The organism is Emticicia sp. CRIBPO, assembly GCF_009905725.1.
Classification (GTDB): Bacteria; Bacteroidota; Bacteroidia; order Cytophagales; family Spirosomataceae; genus Leadbetterella.
In genome coordinates this window covers 145,285-160,916 of sequence record NZ_JAAAKV010000008.1, presented here as the reverse complement: position 1 = coordinate 160,916, position 15,632 = coordinate 145,285, and the positions used below count along the sequence as shown (strand labels likewise).

The following is a 15,632-nucleotide window of genomic DNA, read 5'->3' as shown; positions in this document are numbered from 1 at the left end:
ATGCTTCTGATAAACCGGACTGTCAGAAAGTTGTAAAACAGCCGCTACTTTTTCCTGTAGCGGCTGTTTTTTGCTGATGCTTTACTATGAGCTATAGTCTTTTTACCCCCGCAGCTACACAAATAAGGCTAATTCAGGTGATCAAGCTTATTATCTCACTTTCGTAGTATCCGCCGAAACCGTAATAGCCACGCTTACACTTTTACCTCCCAGGCTCAGGTCAAAACCTGCCGTACCGACTGAGGCCGGTTTGCCCGTTATGGTATACGTAATATTGCCAGAACCCGTGGCCAATGTACCTTCAGTCAGGGTGGCTGTAAGCCCGGTAACTCCTTTCGACATCACTGAAGATGCGGGGTATAAGCCGCCATTTCCGCCTGTATAGGCTAATGTTACCTTACCGTTATAAGCACTGTCTTTCTTCGCCGTTGCGGGGGATACAGAGGCGGTAAGTGTTGTCACGGTTGCTTTCAAAGGAGAAACCGGTAAGACGAGCGTGCAAGATTGCCCTCCGAGGCTGATGGCAAAAGAAGCGGTGCCTGCTACGGTGGGAGTACCTGTAATGGTGTATTTCACAGTGCCTGAACCTTGTTTAAGCTGACCCGGCACAATCACGGCAGATAGGCCCGTCACGCCGGTAGAAGCTACCGAAGTGCCCGTAGGATACAGATCGCCGTTCCCACCTTCATAAGGCACTGTCGCAGTGCCGCTATAGGCAATGCTGCTCATGGCGGTATCCGAAAATGTGACTCCCGAACAATTAAAAGCCGTCAGATTCGGATTGACGGAAGTGTCGCTTTTTTTACAGGCTTCAATGCAAAACAAGGTGGCAAGAAGCATCAGTCCCGGGATTATTCTCTTTTCTCTCATTTCAGAAGATTTAGTTATTTTTATAAAGACATTATTATTATGACGGTGATTAAAAAAACTGATCCGGCCGGTACTTCACCCTAAAGCAATCAAGTACGCGGGCCACTGTCTTTGAAATCAGATCAAAACACAGGGAGACTGGTGCAAACTGGGGAATTATTGCGACAAAATGACCCTACGGAGTGCTGCAGGATAGATTTAACGCTAAGAGGCAGGTTATTTGACTCTCGTGAGGATATTATTGACCACGGCCTGGTAGTCATTGTCATAATGGTGCCCACCCGGAAGTATAACCACAGGCAGACCTTTCTCTTTGAATTGCCTGGCGGTGGCACTGTCTTCCTTATCTCCAAACATACAGAGGTGTTTTATGGATTTGAGGGCTTCTGTTTCCCTGAGAACATTGTATTTCCCTTCTTTACTGCCAAAATTCAGCATATCGGCCACATGGATCTCAAAATCATTGTACTCTTCCGGAGATAACATACAAACACCTGATAAACTGCTCTTTAAGGGCTCAGATATCCGGCTGGCCACAAAAGGGACAACGTCAGCTCCAAAAGAGTAGCCTACCAAAAGAAACGATTTCTTTTTTAGCTGGTCCATATAAATCCCGATCGCCTTTTCTATTTCCGATGCTGCTTTTTCGGGAGTTTTGGCTTTCCAGAAGTATTTCTGAGCATCCAAACCCAGTACATCATACCCTTTTTTAGCAAAAGTTTCTGCCAGCCCCTGATCAAAACTAGTCCAGCCACCATCGCCGGATATCATAAAAACCAGGGCGTTATTCTTTTCTGAGGCCGCACGAACCAGTGTTAATGGTAAGTTAGTCTGTAATCTGACCCCGGCTTTAACCGGCTGATTGGTTTGCTGGATTTTCATATAGGCTTGTCTGAATTGTGGCAGCCAGTTGTCCGCAATCGAAAACCCGTGGCCGACTTTCGGCAAAGTAACGAGTTCTGCATCCGGCATACTTTTCATAAATTTTGCGGTGGCATCAAACGGGCAGGATTTATCCTTTACGCCATTTAAAACGATAAACGGAGCCGTCAGCTTTTCGGTCCTGTCAAGGTAATAAGTCCCTGTTTTCAGGACATGTGAACTCAATCCGTTGCCCTTGCAGAGCGGCTTTTTCAATTCAATGTCCGGGCAAAAACCCAGCCCTATAGCCCCTTTGAAGGTCCCTGACGGAGCCTGTGCCAGCAGGCCGTAAACCAATGTTGCCCCATAGGAATACCCGACGAGAACAGGTTTTGAATAATCTGTAAAATTGTATTTCTTCTGAATCACCATGCTGAGCTGCTCAAAATCTGCCGCAGGATAATAGCACTCTGAGGTCAGCTTTGACATGGATGCGGCAAAATACTTTGCGTCTATTCCGGCAACAAGCACGCCCTGCATGGCCAGGTATTTAGCCATATTGATCACCCCGAATTGCCAGCCCCCGTCTCCGGAAACAAACAAGGCCAGTGACCGGGGTGTTTTCTGAGGTTTGTAAAGGGTTATTTTCCCAAACTGCCCGAAATTCATCACTTCCTGTGCCACTGGGGCTGCCTTATCTATCTGAAATGAGGGAAAAATCAGAAAAGACAAAAGAGCAATCTTCACTAAAAAACTACGGTTTGATGACATGTGCCAATGCATTTGGAATTTGTATAAGGTCATAATCCTGCTCATATATAAGGTACTGGTTGTACCAGACAGGGCCAAATTTTTCTTTGAAATCTCTCAGGCCTTTATAATGTGAAAAGGCCCGGATCTTCTCGTAAGCAAACTTCAATGATTTTTCCGGAAAATTTGCCGGGTCGTTAAGTCCCGACATCGGGGCCAGGCCAAGATTTACAGCCTCGTAGCCTTCTTTCTTAAAGTACATGAAAAGCTCTACCATCAAAAAATCCATCACCCCTGAAGGAGCGTCGGCCGTCTTGCGGATCAGGTCATAGGTACCTTCTCCTCTGACGTAATCGGGAATGACGTTCAGAAAAGCGACCATTTTTTCATCCGGGCTTTCCACTGCGATCACCACCTGGTTTCTCAGTTCCTCTTCATCAAACATCCCCTGCGAAAATATGATCTCGCTCCTGTGGGTATCTTTCAGCCACTCATCCGATACCTGTTTTATCTTTTGCAAAACGCCGCCTTTCAAAGGAGGAGCGTAAATATGAGCGGTAAAGCCTTTTTCTGTTACTTTCTTTATGCTGTTACGCATGGACTTCCTGTTGCCGCCCTCCATCGTGAAGGTAGTCAGGTCCACGACCGCCTCCTGTCCCAGGAACAACCTGCGTTTTCCTTTCTGAATGTAACTTTCCAGGTTGGCTTCCGGAACCCTGTAGTAAAGGCTTCTGAGCCCGGCCTGATAGCAATAGTCATCGAAAGAGCGGATGCAGGATTCCATTTCTTCCTTTGTAGCTGCCACGGGGTTTCCCAGCACTATTGCAAAGGTGCCTGAAACCCGGTAAGAAATAAAACTGTCGCGGTTTTCAGACCAGAAAATCAGCTTGTCGCTATACAATTTGAAATAATCAAGGCTGTTGTTGCCGTATTTCTCCAATATTTTTCCGGCTTCTTCGACATCCTCATCTGAAATGGTATTCCTGAAAACATAAGGCCTTACCAAAGTATAGGTCAAAAAAACAATTGACAAAAAACCACAGATGTTAATCGAATACAGAAAATCCCGGGCAAATACATCTGCAGGCACAAGATCACCACCAATCAGAAAATAGTATTTTAACGTATTGACGACAGACTCAGTCAGGCTGAAATCAATTCCGAAATGTTCTTTATCCAAAAAATAGAATCCGGTGATGCCATAGATCAGTGTAGCGGATATTGTCAGGACGGTGGTCTGTAACCCGACCTGCCTCAGGCGGGAGTTATGTTTTATATAATATTGTTTTCGCGAAACCAGCAGGATGATCACAATGAAAAAAGCAACCAGGGCCTCTTCGTAATCTATGGCTTTGGTCATATGCCCTATGCATGAAATGACGGCAAAAACCAATCCGAAATACCAGGCCATTTTCAACCCCTTGAACATAAAAGCTGCTGTTACGAGCAGGAACAGTCCTGTTACAAACACGAAGTAATTGGAAGCCGTTATGATGTCGGTAGGTACAAAATCCCTGAGATAATCCAGTCTCCCCGAAATGGCAGGCGTGAGTACCGAAATGATGTTTACAATGCCCAGAGCAAACAACAAAAGACCGGGAATAATCCTCATGAGCAGCTTGTTGACAGCCAGAAGAAAGCTGAAAATACCGGCAAAAAACGGAAGCCAGAACTCAAAAAAACGATAAAGAAATGTGATGGAAACCGCCTCCACATTACTAAACCCGAATCGCATCAGTAAATAGGTCATTGACAGTTCAACGGCACCCATACCCCTTAAAAAAGGAGAAATGATCATAAAAATCACAGCAATGACATAGCCCATCACCGCTACAAAAACAGAAGGGGAAAGGTTAAGGGCCGCCATGGCAATATACAAGTGCAGGATACCGAGAATTTCTATCACCAGACTGAAGGCAATACTGTAAAAGACATACTTCCTGTTGATTTTATTGGTAGAGATTTCTTCAAACACGGTTTCGAGAGACGGCACATGCCTGATCAGAAAATCATAAAATCTGCTTTTTTTCTTTACGGAGCGGTAAAAATAGTAAAGCAGTCCGAGCAACAGCACCAAAGCCAGCAGGCCCAGTAAGTCTGCCGAACCCAGAGAACTCACAAAGAGGGCATATAAAAAGGCCGGTATCGCCAATAAAAAAACGGTCAGTATCCCCACAAAACCATAGATCATAGACGCATAGCTGATCTGCGATTTGCCTACGCCTTTCTTTTCTATCGGTCCGCTGAAAAAAGCCAGCGAAGAAACTCCTCCTGCAGGCAGAAAAATACTCACCAGGTTTCTTTTCAGATACAAAATCACGACGTCTGATAAATCCACATGGCTACCTACGGCCCTGAAAGACGCTTTGTACATAAAGCCGTGCATCAGGAGATAAATCAGTGTAACAGCAATTCCGGACCACAGCCACGATACGTCAGAGGCTGCCAGCACATCTTTAACCGACTGTATTTCAGACTGTTCATGCTTAAAAAACCATACGCCCATCCCAATAAAGAAGGCAGAAAAAATAAACTGGAGGATTAATTTAGAATTTTCTTTGAGGTAAGAATAGATGACCGGTTTGCGAAGGTTAAGATCAATTCTAAACATGGGATGTATTATTAAGATTCTGGCTAAAGTTCAAAATAATCAGTGACATTAAAAAATATCTCTCATGTAACGCTCATGGGTAAATCATAATTATAAAATTGATTTTATATTATCGATCCGTCATTGAAAATGACAGCAGAAGACTTACAGCATACACACCGCTTTACGCAGCAGCAAACTCCGGTACGAATATATACTCAGACTGCCCAAAGAGTAATTCTATGCCTGATGGTACGGTTTTTTAACAGTAATCATTATAAAACCGGCCTCAAAAATCCCGGGAATAATTTAAACAGAAAAATTATGAGCACATCAAGATCAATGACCCCGCTGAGCCGGGTTTTAGATAAAATCAATGCCAGGGGTTTTACCAAAGAAATCACCCTGGATAAAAAAGGAGCCAGATTTAACGAAGAAGAAAAGAGGTACCAGCCGGAAGACCTGGTCATCAGAAAAATTTACCGGTTTGAAGGAGAATCCGATCCGGCTGATATGTCGATCGTCTACATTATGGAAGCCAAAGATGGTCTGAAAGGATTTATGATCAACGCCTACGGCACCTACTCAGACCAGGACAATCCCTACTATGATGAATTTATTGTCGATGTTCCGGTCGAGGAAATTGAAGATTTTGATGCTGAAGAATAATCCGGATCTATATCCCCTGTTTCAGGAATCTTCAAAAAAATATCAGAAATAATTTGCGTAAGTATTTGCTTACATATAAATTTGTAAGCAAATACTTACATATTATTAAAATGATCATAAGAAGAGACGTATTCCAGGCCATCGCAGATCCTACCAGGAGAGAAATCATCAACCTGATTGCATTTCAATCCATGAACCTGAATGCCATTGCTGACAACTTTGAGGTCAGCAGGCCGGCCATCTCCCAGCACATCAAGGTATTGAACGAATGTGGCCTCCTTGTGATCAGAAAACAAGGCAGGGAACGCTATTGCGAAGCCAGTCTTAAACAACTCAATGAAGTATTTGAATGGATTGAACCCTTCCGTAAACTATGGGAAGAGCGTTTCGATGCCCTTGACGACCTGCTGGAAAAACTGAAACAGAACCCGGATCAATAATCAAAATTTAATTATGAAAAATCAGACAAAAATCACTGCCGAACCCGGCAAACAGGAAATCTTTATCACCAGGGAATTTGAAGCCCCGAGAGAACTGGTCTTCAGGGCATTTACAGATGCCGGCCTGCTGGTCCAATGGATGGGCCCGAGAGACCTTGAAACAAAGTATGAAAAATTTGAAGCCAGAACAGGCGGATCCTACCGCTACATTTCCAAAGATAAAAACGGCAATGAATACGGTTTTCACGGGGTATGCCATGAAATGACCGCTTCCGAACGGATCATCCAGACTTTTGAGTTTGAAGGACTACCTGAAAAGGGCCACACGGCCATGGAAACCGCCAGGTTTGAGTCCCTACCCGGAGGAAGGACCCGCGTAGTCATCCAATCTGTTTTCCAGTCCGTGGCTGACCGTGACGGAATGGTCATGTCAGGCATGGAAAGAGGGGTGCTTGACTCCCATGCAAGATTGGATGAGCTGATCGAATCAGGGAAACTGGCCTGACACCATATGAGTCGCAATCACCCCCTATAAATGTCGCTTACAGGATACCATAATTCCAATTTTTGAGATGATATTTGCATGATTATAAATGCGTTACTATTCTGATTTTCATGAAAAAACCGGATTATACCCAGCCATTGACCAAACTACCCAGGCAAACTACGGACTTGACGGCAGAAGTCTTTATAAGTGTCATGGAATCTTTCAGGTCTGACAGGGAGCTGGAGAAAATACAGCGATATTTCAAATCTGACGAAGGCCAGTATGGCGAAGGCGATGTATTTATGGGTATCCGGATGGGCCAGTTGTTTGAAATCGCCAAAGCGTTTATTGACATGCCGGTTTCTGAACTCGAAAAGATGCTGGAAAGCCCTGTACATGAAATAAGAACCGGGGCCCTGAGCATCATGGATAAAAAAGCCCGGGAGAAGAAAACGTCCGAAAGCCAGAGAAAAGAGTTGTTTGACCTTTACCTCAGGCGTCATGACCGGGTCAACAACTGGGATCTGGTAGATATTGCCGCAGTGTATGTCATCGGCAGGTACCTCATTGATAAACCCAGGGATATTTTGTACCGGCTGGCTGTTTCGGACAATATGTGGGAAAGGCGGACGGCCATTGTCAGCACCGGATATTTCATAAAAGAAGGCCAGGTCGACGATACCTTCAGCATCGGGGAAATGCTGGTACATGACAGGGAAGACCTGATACACAAAGCCATGGGGGGCTGGATACGCCACGCAGGCGGCAGCGGCCACGCTGAGCGGCTTTTGGACTTCCTGGACCAACATGCTGCCTCTATGCCTCGAACGGCCCTCAGATATGCCATTGAGCACCTCGGCCCCGAGAAAAGAAAGTATTATATGGATCTGAAAACAAAAGACATTTAAAGAATAACCAAAACTCATTATTACTATGCAAAAAATTACTCCTTTCCTCTGGTTTGACGGCAAAGTAGAAGAAGCAGCCAGGTTTTATACCTCCGTTTTCAAAAATTCGAAGATAACCAGCTTATCCGGCCCTCCGGGCAATGTCATGTCGGCCACATTCATCCTCGACGGCGAAGAGTTTATGGCCCTGAACGGTGGCCCGATGTTTACCTTCAGCCCGGCTATATCCCTTTTTGTAGACTGCAAGTCGCAGGAGGAAGTGGATTATTTCTGGGAGAAGCTCTCGGAAGGCGGAGAAAAACAAAGATGTGGCTGGCTGAAAGACCAGTTCGGCATTTCATGGCAGATTGTACCGGATACTCTGGGGCAACTGATGGGCGGCGGAGACCCGGTCAAATCACAAAAAGTGATGCAGGCCATGCTTAAAATCGACAAGCTGGACATCCAGGGGCTTAAAGATGCTGCCGAAAGCTAAAATTAATGAAAAAGCTGTTTTTAAAACCGGGGTAAAAGCTCCGGTTTTTGTTTTTTCAGGGGGTGTCTGCTGAAAGTGAAGGAGCCGGGTAAATCATATCGCCTGAAAACCTGCTTTTCAAACCCTGATTTTAACATCTTTTGCGAGTGCCTATAACATATACCATTAACTTTAGTACATAATATATTACAAGTAGGTAATATAGGCGAGTCAAAATAATAAACAAGAATTATTCCGTTTTTTTTAGATTTTTTTATAAAATTGAACCCGGAAAATAGGGTTTGAATAAAAATATATAGAATTAAATAAGTCGCATGGCCATTAAAAAGTCTGAACTCTACTCCACACTATGGGCTAGTTGTGATAAATTGAGGGGAGGAATGGACGCCTCCCAGTATAAGGATTACGTGTTGGTACTTTTGTTTGTAAAATATGTTTCTGATAAATATTCCACATCAACAGAAGATTTAATTAAGGTACCGGAAGGCGGCAGTTTCAAAGACCTTGTGGCCTTAAAACACAAAAAAGACATTGGTCAGGGGATCAATCGGATCATCAGCAAACTGGCTGAGGCCAACGGACTCACCGGCATTATCACACAGGCGAACTTCAACGACGAAGAAAAATTGGGCAAAGGCAAAGAAATGCTCGACAAGCTCAGCGACCTGATTACCATTTTTGAAAACCCTGAACTCGATTTCAGCAAAAACAGGGCTGACGGCGACGACATCCTCGGAGATGCTTACGAATACCTCATGCGTCATTTCGCGGCTGAATCAGGGAAAAGCAAAGGCCAGTTTTATACGCCTGCAGAAGTAAGCCGCATCATGGCTAAGATCCTGGGCATCAATGAAGTCAATTCAAATGACGAAACCTCTGCCTATGATCCCACCTGCGGCAGCGGCTCACTGTTACTCAAAGTAGCGGAGGAAGCTGCCAAAAGCATCCTGCTCTATGGACAGGAGAAAGAAGTGACCACCGCCGGACTGGCCAAAATGAATATGATCCTGCATAATAATCCCAGGATCAGCATTGCCAAAGGCCAGAGCACCATTTCGAATCCATTGTTTCTGAACGATGACGGCAGCCTGATGAAGTTCGACTATGCGGTTTCGAACCCTCCCTTTTCGAGCAAAAACTGGACTGACGGATTTAACCCGTTTCAGGACGTTTACGGACGGTTCACAGAATTTGGTGTTCCTCCCGTCAAAAACGGAGACTACGCTTTTTTGTTACACATCCTTCACTCCCTCAAAGACAAGGGCAAAGGAGCGGTGGTTTTGCCACATGGTGTATTGTTCAGAAGTCATGCCGAAGGAGACATCAGGAAAAGCCTGGTCAGAAAAGGATACATCAAGGGCATCATCGGTCTGCCGCCCAACCTGTTTTACGGCACCAGCATCCCGGCATGCATCATTGTGATTGACAAGGAAAATACCACTGAAAGAAACAGTATTTTCATGATTGACGCCGGAAAAGGGTATGTTAAGGACGGCAACAAGAACAGGTTGAGGGAACAGGACATTAAGAAAGTTGTGGATGTGTTCACCCAAAGAGTCAGTGTGCCGAAGTTTTCGAGGGACGTCCCGCTCAGTGAAATAGAAGCCAATGACTATAATCTCAATATTCCGAGGTATATCGACAGCCAGGAAGAAGAAGACCTGCAGGATATAGAAGCTCATTTACTCGGAGATATTCCGGACGGAGATATTAATTTACTTCAACCTTACTGGGAAGTTTACCCGTCTCTGAAAAACGAATTGTTTGCACCCGGAAAACGTCAAAACTACAGCACGCTCAAAGTCAGTTCTGCCGATATCCGCCGGACTATTTTCGGAAACAGCGAATTCAAAGCCTATACAGATGACATCAGCAGGCAATTCCTGAAATGGCAGCAGGAAAATATGCTGCCCTTAAAAGAGCTGAGCATTGGCCTGAAACCTAAGCTGATTATCAAACAATTGTCTGAAAGTCTGCTGAAGTCTTTTGCCCATAAAAAACTGATCGACAATTACGACATCTATCAGCATCTGATGACCTACTGGAACGAAACCATGCAGGATGATGTATATGCTGTAATCAGCACAGGCTGGTCTGCCGGGAATGAGGTTGAGAATACTAACCGCAAAAAAGAATGGGAAGGCCGGATCATTCCCCGTAAAATCATCATTGAGGAATATTATATTGAACATCAGAAAAAATTATCTGAACTTGAATCTCAACGTTCATCTGTTTCAAGCCAGATCGAAGCCCTCGAAGAAGAACACGGCGGCGAAGACGGTTATCTCTCTGATGTTGTAAACGACAAAAGTAAAATTAACAAAGCCTTGCTGCTGAAAAAGCTCAAAGCGGCCGAAGAGGAAAAAGCAGCCGCTGACCTGTTAAAAATCGCAGCCGAACCCCGGGTGCAGTATGGTAAGGAAAGAGAAGACGAATTATCGGTTCTGAGGTCTGCACTGTCCCTCACAGAACAGGAATCCGTACTCAACCGCAAGGTAAAGGAAGCCGTAGGATTGCTTGAAAAATATGTAGTCAATCATTTCAACCTACTTACTGAAGAGGATATTAAAACCCTCGTAGTAGAAAAGAAATGGATGGGAAAGTTACAACAAGACCTGAAGTCTGAAATGGAAAAGATCAGTCACAGACTGGCCGACAGGATCAGGGAGCTGGCTGACCGCTATGAAAATACATTACCTCAGCTGACAGATGAAACGGACGATCTGGCAGCCAAAGTAAAGGATCACTTAAAGAAAATGGGGTTTGAATGGAAATAATCAAAGGGTATAAAAAGACCGAACTGGGCCTTGTTCCTGCCGACTGGCATCTGAAAAGGTTCGAAGAGGTCATGACGGGATTTTCAAGCGGAAATACGCCTTCCAGGAGTATGCCTGAGTTTTATAAAGGCAACATTCTGTGGATTACCAGCGGGGAACTCAACTACAACATCATTACGGACACTGCCGAGAAAGTGACAGAAGAGGCTGTAAAACACGAAAATCTCAAAATATTACCCGAAAACACGTTCCTGATCGCCATCACAGGACTGGAAGCCGATGGCACAAGAGGAAGCTGCGGCATTACAGGCAAAGAAGCCACCACCAACCAATCCTGTATGGCCTTGTTTCCGGGCAAGGAACTTTCCGGTGAATACCTTTACCATTTTTATGTCAGGTTTGGAGGGCAGCTGGCCCTCAAATATTGCCAGGGTACCAAACAGCAAAGTTACACCGGCAAAATAGCCCGGATTCTGCCGATCGTTCTGCCTCCTACTGTCGACGAACAGGATTCCATTGCCAACGCCTTAAATACGGCAGGCTTATTGATAAAATCGCTCGAAAAACTCATCCAGAAAAAGAAGGCCATCAAATCAGCCACCATGCAGCTGATTTTCACCGGCAAAAAACGGCTCTCGGGTTTCTCACAACCCTGGAAAGTGGTCAACCTCGGTGATACCTGTTCTGAAATCACCACCGGGAAACTGGATGCCAATGCCATGGTGAGCAACGGCATGTACCGGTTTTATACCTGTGCCAAAGAATACTATCACATTGACGAATATGCTTATGATACCGAAGCCCTTATGATCTCAGGCAACGGATCGAATGTCGGATACATTCATTATTACAAAGGCAAATTCAATGCCTACCAGAGAACCTACGTGATGTCGGGCTTCAACGAAAACGTCCATTATCTTAAGGCTTATCTCGATATCTATCTGAAAGACAGGATATTTACGGAGGCCAATGCAGGCAATACACCGTACATTAAAATGGACACCCTCACCGGCATGAGTGTCCGTTTACCTTCTGACAAAGCCGAGCAAAAAGCCATTGCAGACCTGATCAGCGACATGGACCTGGAATTAGAGAAGCTTGAGGTCAAACTCGGCAAGTACAAAGCCCTGAAGGCCGGCATGATGGACGAACTGCTCACCGGAAGAATCAGATTGGTTTGACAAAATGTATCCTTCCCTGCTTTAATGTAAAGGAATTGATAAAGCTTCAAAAAAATGACGGCCTCTGTTTTTTAAATTCGTAATATTGTCCCAGATATGATCAACGAGAAAAAAATCGAAATGGCCAACGCCGTGACCCACGGTCTCGGGGCCATCCTCTTTCTGGCCATCTCCCCGCTCCTCCTGATTTTTCCGGTTATCAAAGGCGACCTGACGATGGCTTATGTCAACTCCGGTTATATCTGCTGCCTTTTGATTACCTATTTCAGTTCTACGATCTATCATGCCACTACCGATGTCTTTTTTAAAAGACGGATGAGGATCATGGACCATATTTCTATTTTCCTGCTGATTGGCGGCACATTTACCCCGCTGGCATTTAAATTCATGGAAGGCTGGATTTTCCTCCTGGTGTTCTGGCTGATCATACTGGCAGGCATCATATTCAAAATATACTTTACGGGCCGTTTCAAATTCCTCAGCACATTTTTCTACCTGGCTATTGCCTGGGTGGCGGCTATGTTTTCAGGCGAGATGTTCCGGAATATGCCTCAGGATGCTTTCTATTACCTTATGATCGGCGGGGCTTTTTATTCTGTAGGGACAGTGTTCTATATGTGGAAAAAGCTTATGTATCATCACGCCATCTGGCATTTGTTTGTGTTGGGCGGCAGTATTTTTCACTTCCTTTCTGTTTATGTTTCTGTCAAATAAACCGGGTAAAGCAAAAAAAAGCCTTGTCCGGAGACAAGGCCTTTAGGGGTTCAGTGGTTAGATGTCATTTGTCTTCTCCTTTCAGAAAGTCTTTTACATCTTTTATTCTAGTGGTTACTTCAGTTTTAAATTCTTTCCAACCGGTTTCAGTTTCATCACCGATCTCTTTCAGGTCGTCTTTAAGTTCCTGTCTTTTTACTTCCAGTTTCTCTTTACGTTTCTCCCATTTTGTTTTTTCCTGGGCCGAAGCGTTCTTGATTTTTTCATCTACCCTCTTGGCTTCTTCGTCCAGTTCCTTAATGGCTTCGTCCAGGTCATTTTTCACACTGTTTTTTTCTGATTTTATATCCGCTACGGCATTATCAACAGCATTTTCCAGTTTGTCACCGGCATCCTGCAGTTCATCTTTAGCATCGTCAATGGCTTCTTTCGCATCTTCTGCTGCCTGATCCTGTTTTGATTCCGTGCACGCTCCCATAAAGGTTGAACCTGCTATAAACAATGCTCCGAGTACCAAAAATTTCAAATTTTTCATCTTAGATTCTGAGTTTAGTGATAAAATATAGTTAAGTTCTTCGTATGATTATCCGAAGATATAAAATTATAATACCAATACCGGGCCAATAAAATAGATTATTGACTATCAGCAAATTACAATAAAACCAAAGCGAGAACATCAAGCAGAATTTCCTCAAAATGAAGAGCTAACGGGGAAATAATTCCCCGTTAAATGATATTCGTTAAAATCAGGTGCAAATAATATCAGTGCAGAATGTCAAAGATCAGCTCTTTGTACAAATCACTTTCGGTAGCAGACCCCGCATCTATCCCCTTCGATTTCTTATCGATCGTTTTCAGGGTATGGATAATCTTGATCAATTGTCCCACAGGATAAGCATGAGCCGCCTTTTTGTAGTCTTTCAGGAAATACGGATTAACCCCCAGCGAAGAGGCCAGGGCCTTGTCAGACTTGTCTTTGGAGCCGTGAAACAAGAGTATCTTTGAAAAGAAATTATAAAGAATAATGATGGTCGGCTGTATAGGATGGTCTTTGCTGTTGGCTCCGAAGTATTCAGCAATCTGGACCGACTTAAAAACATTGCGGTCGGTCAGGGCTTTCTGGAGCTCAAAAACGTTATAGTCTTTCGAAATTCCGACAAATTCTTCAATTACCCCCGCATCTATCGCTTCTCCGGGTTTGATATTGACCAGAATCTTGTCGATTTCCTTGATCAGGGTCTGGAGGTTGTTGCCGATGTGCTCGTCAAGAAGCTGAACGGCCTTGGGGCTGATTTTGATGTTACTGGCTTTACAGTATTCAATGATAAAGTCAGGCACTTCATTATCATACATCTTTTTAAAATTGTGAATCTCCCCTTTCTTCTGAAATGACTTAACCCAGGTCTTCCTTTCATCCTGTGCCTTGCCGAAACTCATCACCAGCACAGTCGACGGCTGCGGACTGGCCATATAGTTTTCAATCAGCGTCTGGTTTTCCTTGTTCCCGATGTCGGCAATCTGGTGGGCCTCCTTGATGACCACGAGCTGCTTGTCACCCATCATTGGGAATTGCCTCGCATACCTGATCACATCGCCTGTCGTCAGGTCTTTACCGTACAAAATCACCTCATTAAAGCTCTTCTCATAGTCGGGAATGGTGATGTCTATGATTTTCTGTGTGAGTTTATCGATAAAATAAGGTTCTGTACCGTGGATCAGGTACGCCGGTTTTATATTTTCTTTTTTGAGATTATCTATTAATTCCTGATTCTTATTGGCCATCCGGATAGTTGATATTTAAAAATTCTGCACAAAAACTGGAAACGAGATAAACAAAGTCCACAAATTTCTCCTCCAGAAACACATAATTGCTTTCAAAAAGAGGCAGGCAGAGGGTCAGGTCAACTTCGTCTTTGCCTATTCTTCTGTTCAGGTTCATAAACGACCGCTCAAGGCCCCACATTTCGCCGTAGCCGATCAGCCAGTCATGTTTGATCATTGAGTCCACCATTTGCTGCATCTGAAGAGGCTGCAGGTCGCGGTGCTGAACCAGGGCAGCATAAACCCTCGGACGGAATTCATCAAAAGGCTCAGTCGTAAATCTGGTCCAGTGCTTCACAATGAAATGATCACAAAGCACATCGGTAATGATGGGAGAATATTTCCCGAACCCGCTGTAAAAAACGGACTTGCAGTCTTTGATCAGCTGATGGGTATCTGTCAGGGTATCGATCTCCCTGTGCATTTTAACCCCAATTTTCATCAAAGGTGTCAGAAAATTATTCCTGGGATGATCTATATTACCGGTTATGAAATCCTCGATCATATTGCCGATGATAATTTCGGGATTTTTGCCGGACAGATACAGATGAGCCAGATAATTCATGTGATCACTTTTGGTTGGTATTGTATGACTTCAACTCCGAATCTTTTGAGAAAATCCACTCCTTCGTCACTCGGAATGCCCTTGTATTGTGCATAGGAGTTTAAAAAGAAAACCTTACGGATCTTCATGGAATAGATCACCCTTGCACAGGCGATACACGGGGAAAGGGTAACATAAAGCGTAGCTCCTTCTACTTTACCACCGTTTTTGGCGGCGTACAGAATCGCGTTCTGTTCGGCATGCAAAGCCAGTGAGCAGCTTCCCTTCGAATCTCTCGGGCAGCCATCGTCTCCGAAATCCTCATCACAGTTATGCGTCCCTGACGGCGGACCATTATATCCTATTGAAATAATCCTGGTTTCATTGACGAGCACCGCACCTACCTGGGCCTTTACACAATGTGACCTTTTGGCCAGACTGATGGCGAGTTCCATAAAAATATCATCAAAATCTGGTTTGTCTACCGTAACTTTTCCCATCCAAGAGCGTTTATGTTTAAGCTTTGCTTCAAAGATAATTGTTTT

The 15,632-nt window shown here is 44.4% G+C and carries 15 protein-coding genes; 8 read left to right on the top strand and 7 right to left on the bottom strand.

Going from position 1 to position 15,632, the window contains the following annotated elements; genetic code table 11:
- Positions 1-150: 150 nt before the first annotated feature.
- The 3 genes from GVN16_RS17490 to GVN16_RS17480 form a co-directional block, all read right to left on the bottom strand.
- Entirely contained in the window at positions 151-870 is a 720-nt protein-coding gene (locus tag GVN16_RS17490) for a hypothetical protein (RefSeq protein WP_166565218.1), read from the bottom strand.
- Positions 871-1,086: 216 nt separating this feature from the next.
- Positions 1,087-2,502 carry an AcvB/VirJ family lysyl-phosphatidylglycerol hydrolase gene (locus GVN16_RS17485; RefSeq protein WP_205748902.1) on the bottom strand — a complete coding sequence of 472 codons (1,416 nt, stop codon included), beginning with the start codon at positions 2,500-2,502 and terminating at the stop codon, positions 1,087-1,089.
- A complete protein-coding gene (locus GVN16_RS17480; RefSeq protein WP_166565216.1) occupies positions 2,486-5,092 on the bottom strand; it encodes a phosphatidylglycerol lysyltransferase domain-containing protein in 2,607 nt (868 codons plus the stop codon). Before GVN16_RS17480 ends, GVN16_RS17485 begins: the two co-directional genes overlap by 17 nt.
- 303 nt (positions 5,093-5,395) lie before the next feature.
- On the opposite strand from GVN16_RS17480, the gene GVN16_RS17475 reads away from it, so the two are divergent.
- The 8 genes from GVN16_RS17475 (at position 5,396) to trhA (ending at position 12,722) form a co-directional block, all read left to right on the top strand.
- The gene (locus GVN16_RS17475) at positions 5,396-5,740 is read left to right on the top strand and encodes a hypothetical protein (RefSeq protein WP_166565215.1); all 345 of its coding nucleotides are present in this window, start codon (positions 5,396-5,398) and stop codon (positions 5,738-5,740) included.
- Positions 5,741-5,850: 110 nt separating this feature from the next.
- Positions 5,851-6,180, top strand: a complete 330-nt coding sequence (locus tag GVN16_RS17470) for a helix-turn-helix transcriptional regulator (RefSeq protein WP_166565214.1) — start codon at positions 5,851-5,853, stop codon at positions 6,178-6,180.
- A 13-nt stretch (positions 6,181-6,193) separates the two neighbouring features.
- The gene (locus tag GVN16_RS17465; RefSeq protein WP_166565213.1) at positions 6,194-6,685 is read left to right on the top strand and encodes an SRPBCC family protein; all 492 of its coding nucleotides are present in this window, start codon (positions 6,194-6,196) and stop codon (positions 6,683-6,685) included.
- A 110-nt stretch (positions 6,686-6,795) separates the two neighbouring features.
- The gene (locus GVN16_RS17460) at positions 6,796-7,575 is read left to right on the top strand and encodes a DNA alkylation repair protein (protein WP_166565212.1); all 780 of its coding nucleotides are present in this window, start codon (positions 6,796-6,798) and stop codon (positions 7,573-7,575) included.
- Between the two features lie 25 nt (positions 7,576-7,600).
- The gene (locus GVN16_RS17455; protein WP_166565211.1) at positions 7,601-8,050 is read left to right on the top strand and encodes a VOC family protein; all 450 of its coding nucleotides are present in this window, start codon (positions 7,601-7,603) and stop codon (positions 8,048-8,050) included.
- A 314-nt stretch (positions 8,051-8,364) separates the two neighbouring features.
- Positions 8,365-10,827 carry a type I restriction-modification system subunit M gene (locus GVN16_RS17450; RefSeq protein ID WP_166565210.1) on the top strand — a complete coding sequence of 821 codons (2,463 nt, stop codon included), beginning with the start codon at positions 8,365-8,367 and terminating at the stop codon, positions 10,825-10,827.
- Entirely contained in the window at positions 10,818-12,008 is a 1,191-nt protein-coding gene (locus GVN16_RS17445; RefSeq protein ID WP_166565209.1) for a restriction endonuclease subunit S, read from the top strand. The genes GVN16_RS17450 and GVN16_RS17445 overlap by 10 nt, the downstream gene beginning before the upstream one ends.
- 96 nt (positions 12,009-12,104) lie before the next feature.
- The gene (trhA, locus tag GVN16_RS17440; RefSeq protein ID WP_166565208.1) at positions 12,105-12,722 is read left to right on the top strand and encodes a PAQR family membrane homeostasis protein TrhA; all 618 of its coding nucleotides are present in this window, start codon (positions 12,105-12,107) and stop codon (positions 12,720-12,722) included.
- Positions 12,723-12,786: 64 nt separating this feature from the next.
- Here trhA and GVN16_RS17435 read toward each other — a convergent pair whose 3' ends face one another.
- The 4 genes from GVN16_RS17435 to GVN16_RS17420 all read right to left on the bottom strand — a co-directional run bounded on the left by GVN16_RS17435 (position 12,787) and on the right by GVN16_RS17420 (position 15,587).
- The gene (locus GVN16_RS17435; protein ID WP_166565207.1) at positions 12,787-13,257 is read right to left on the bottom strand and encodes a hypothetical protein; all 471 of its coding nucleotides are present in this window, start codon (positions 13,255-13,257) and stop codon (positions 12,787-12,789) included.
- 227 nt (positions 13,258-13,484) lie between these two features.
- Complete coding sequence (gene holA, locus GVN16_RS17430; RefSeq protein ID WP_166565206.1) at positions 13,485-14,504, bottom strand: DNA polymerase III subunit delta; 1,020 nt, start codon at positions 14,502-14,504, stop codon at positions 13,485-13,487.
- The gene (locus tag GVN16_RS17425) at positions 14,494-15,108 is read right to left on the bottom strand and encodes an ACP phosphodiesterase (protein ID WP_166565205.1); all 615 of its coding nucleotides are present in this window, start codon (positions 15,106-15,108) and stop codon (positions 14,494-14,496) included. The genes holA and GVN16_RS17425 overlap by 11 nt, the downstream gene beginning before the upstream one ends.
- Positions 15,105-15,587: a dCMP deaminase family protein gene (locus GVN16_RS17420; RefSeq protein WP_166565204.1), complete on the bottom strand. Its 483-nt coding sequence runs from the start codon at positions 15,585-15,587 to the stop codon at positions 15,105-15,107. Before GVN16_RS17420 ends, GVN16_RS17425 begins: the two co-directional genes overlap by 4 nt.
- Between the last annotated feature and the right edge of the window lie 45 nt (positions 15,588-15,632).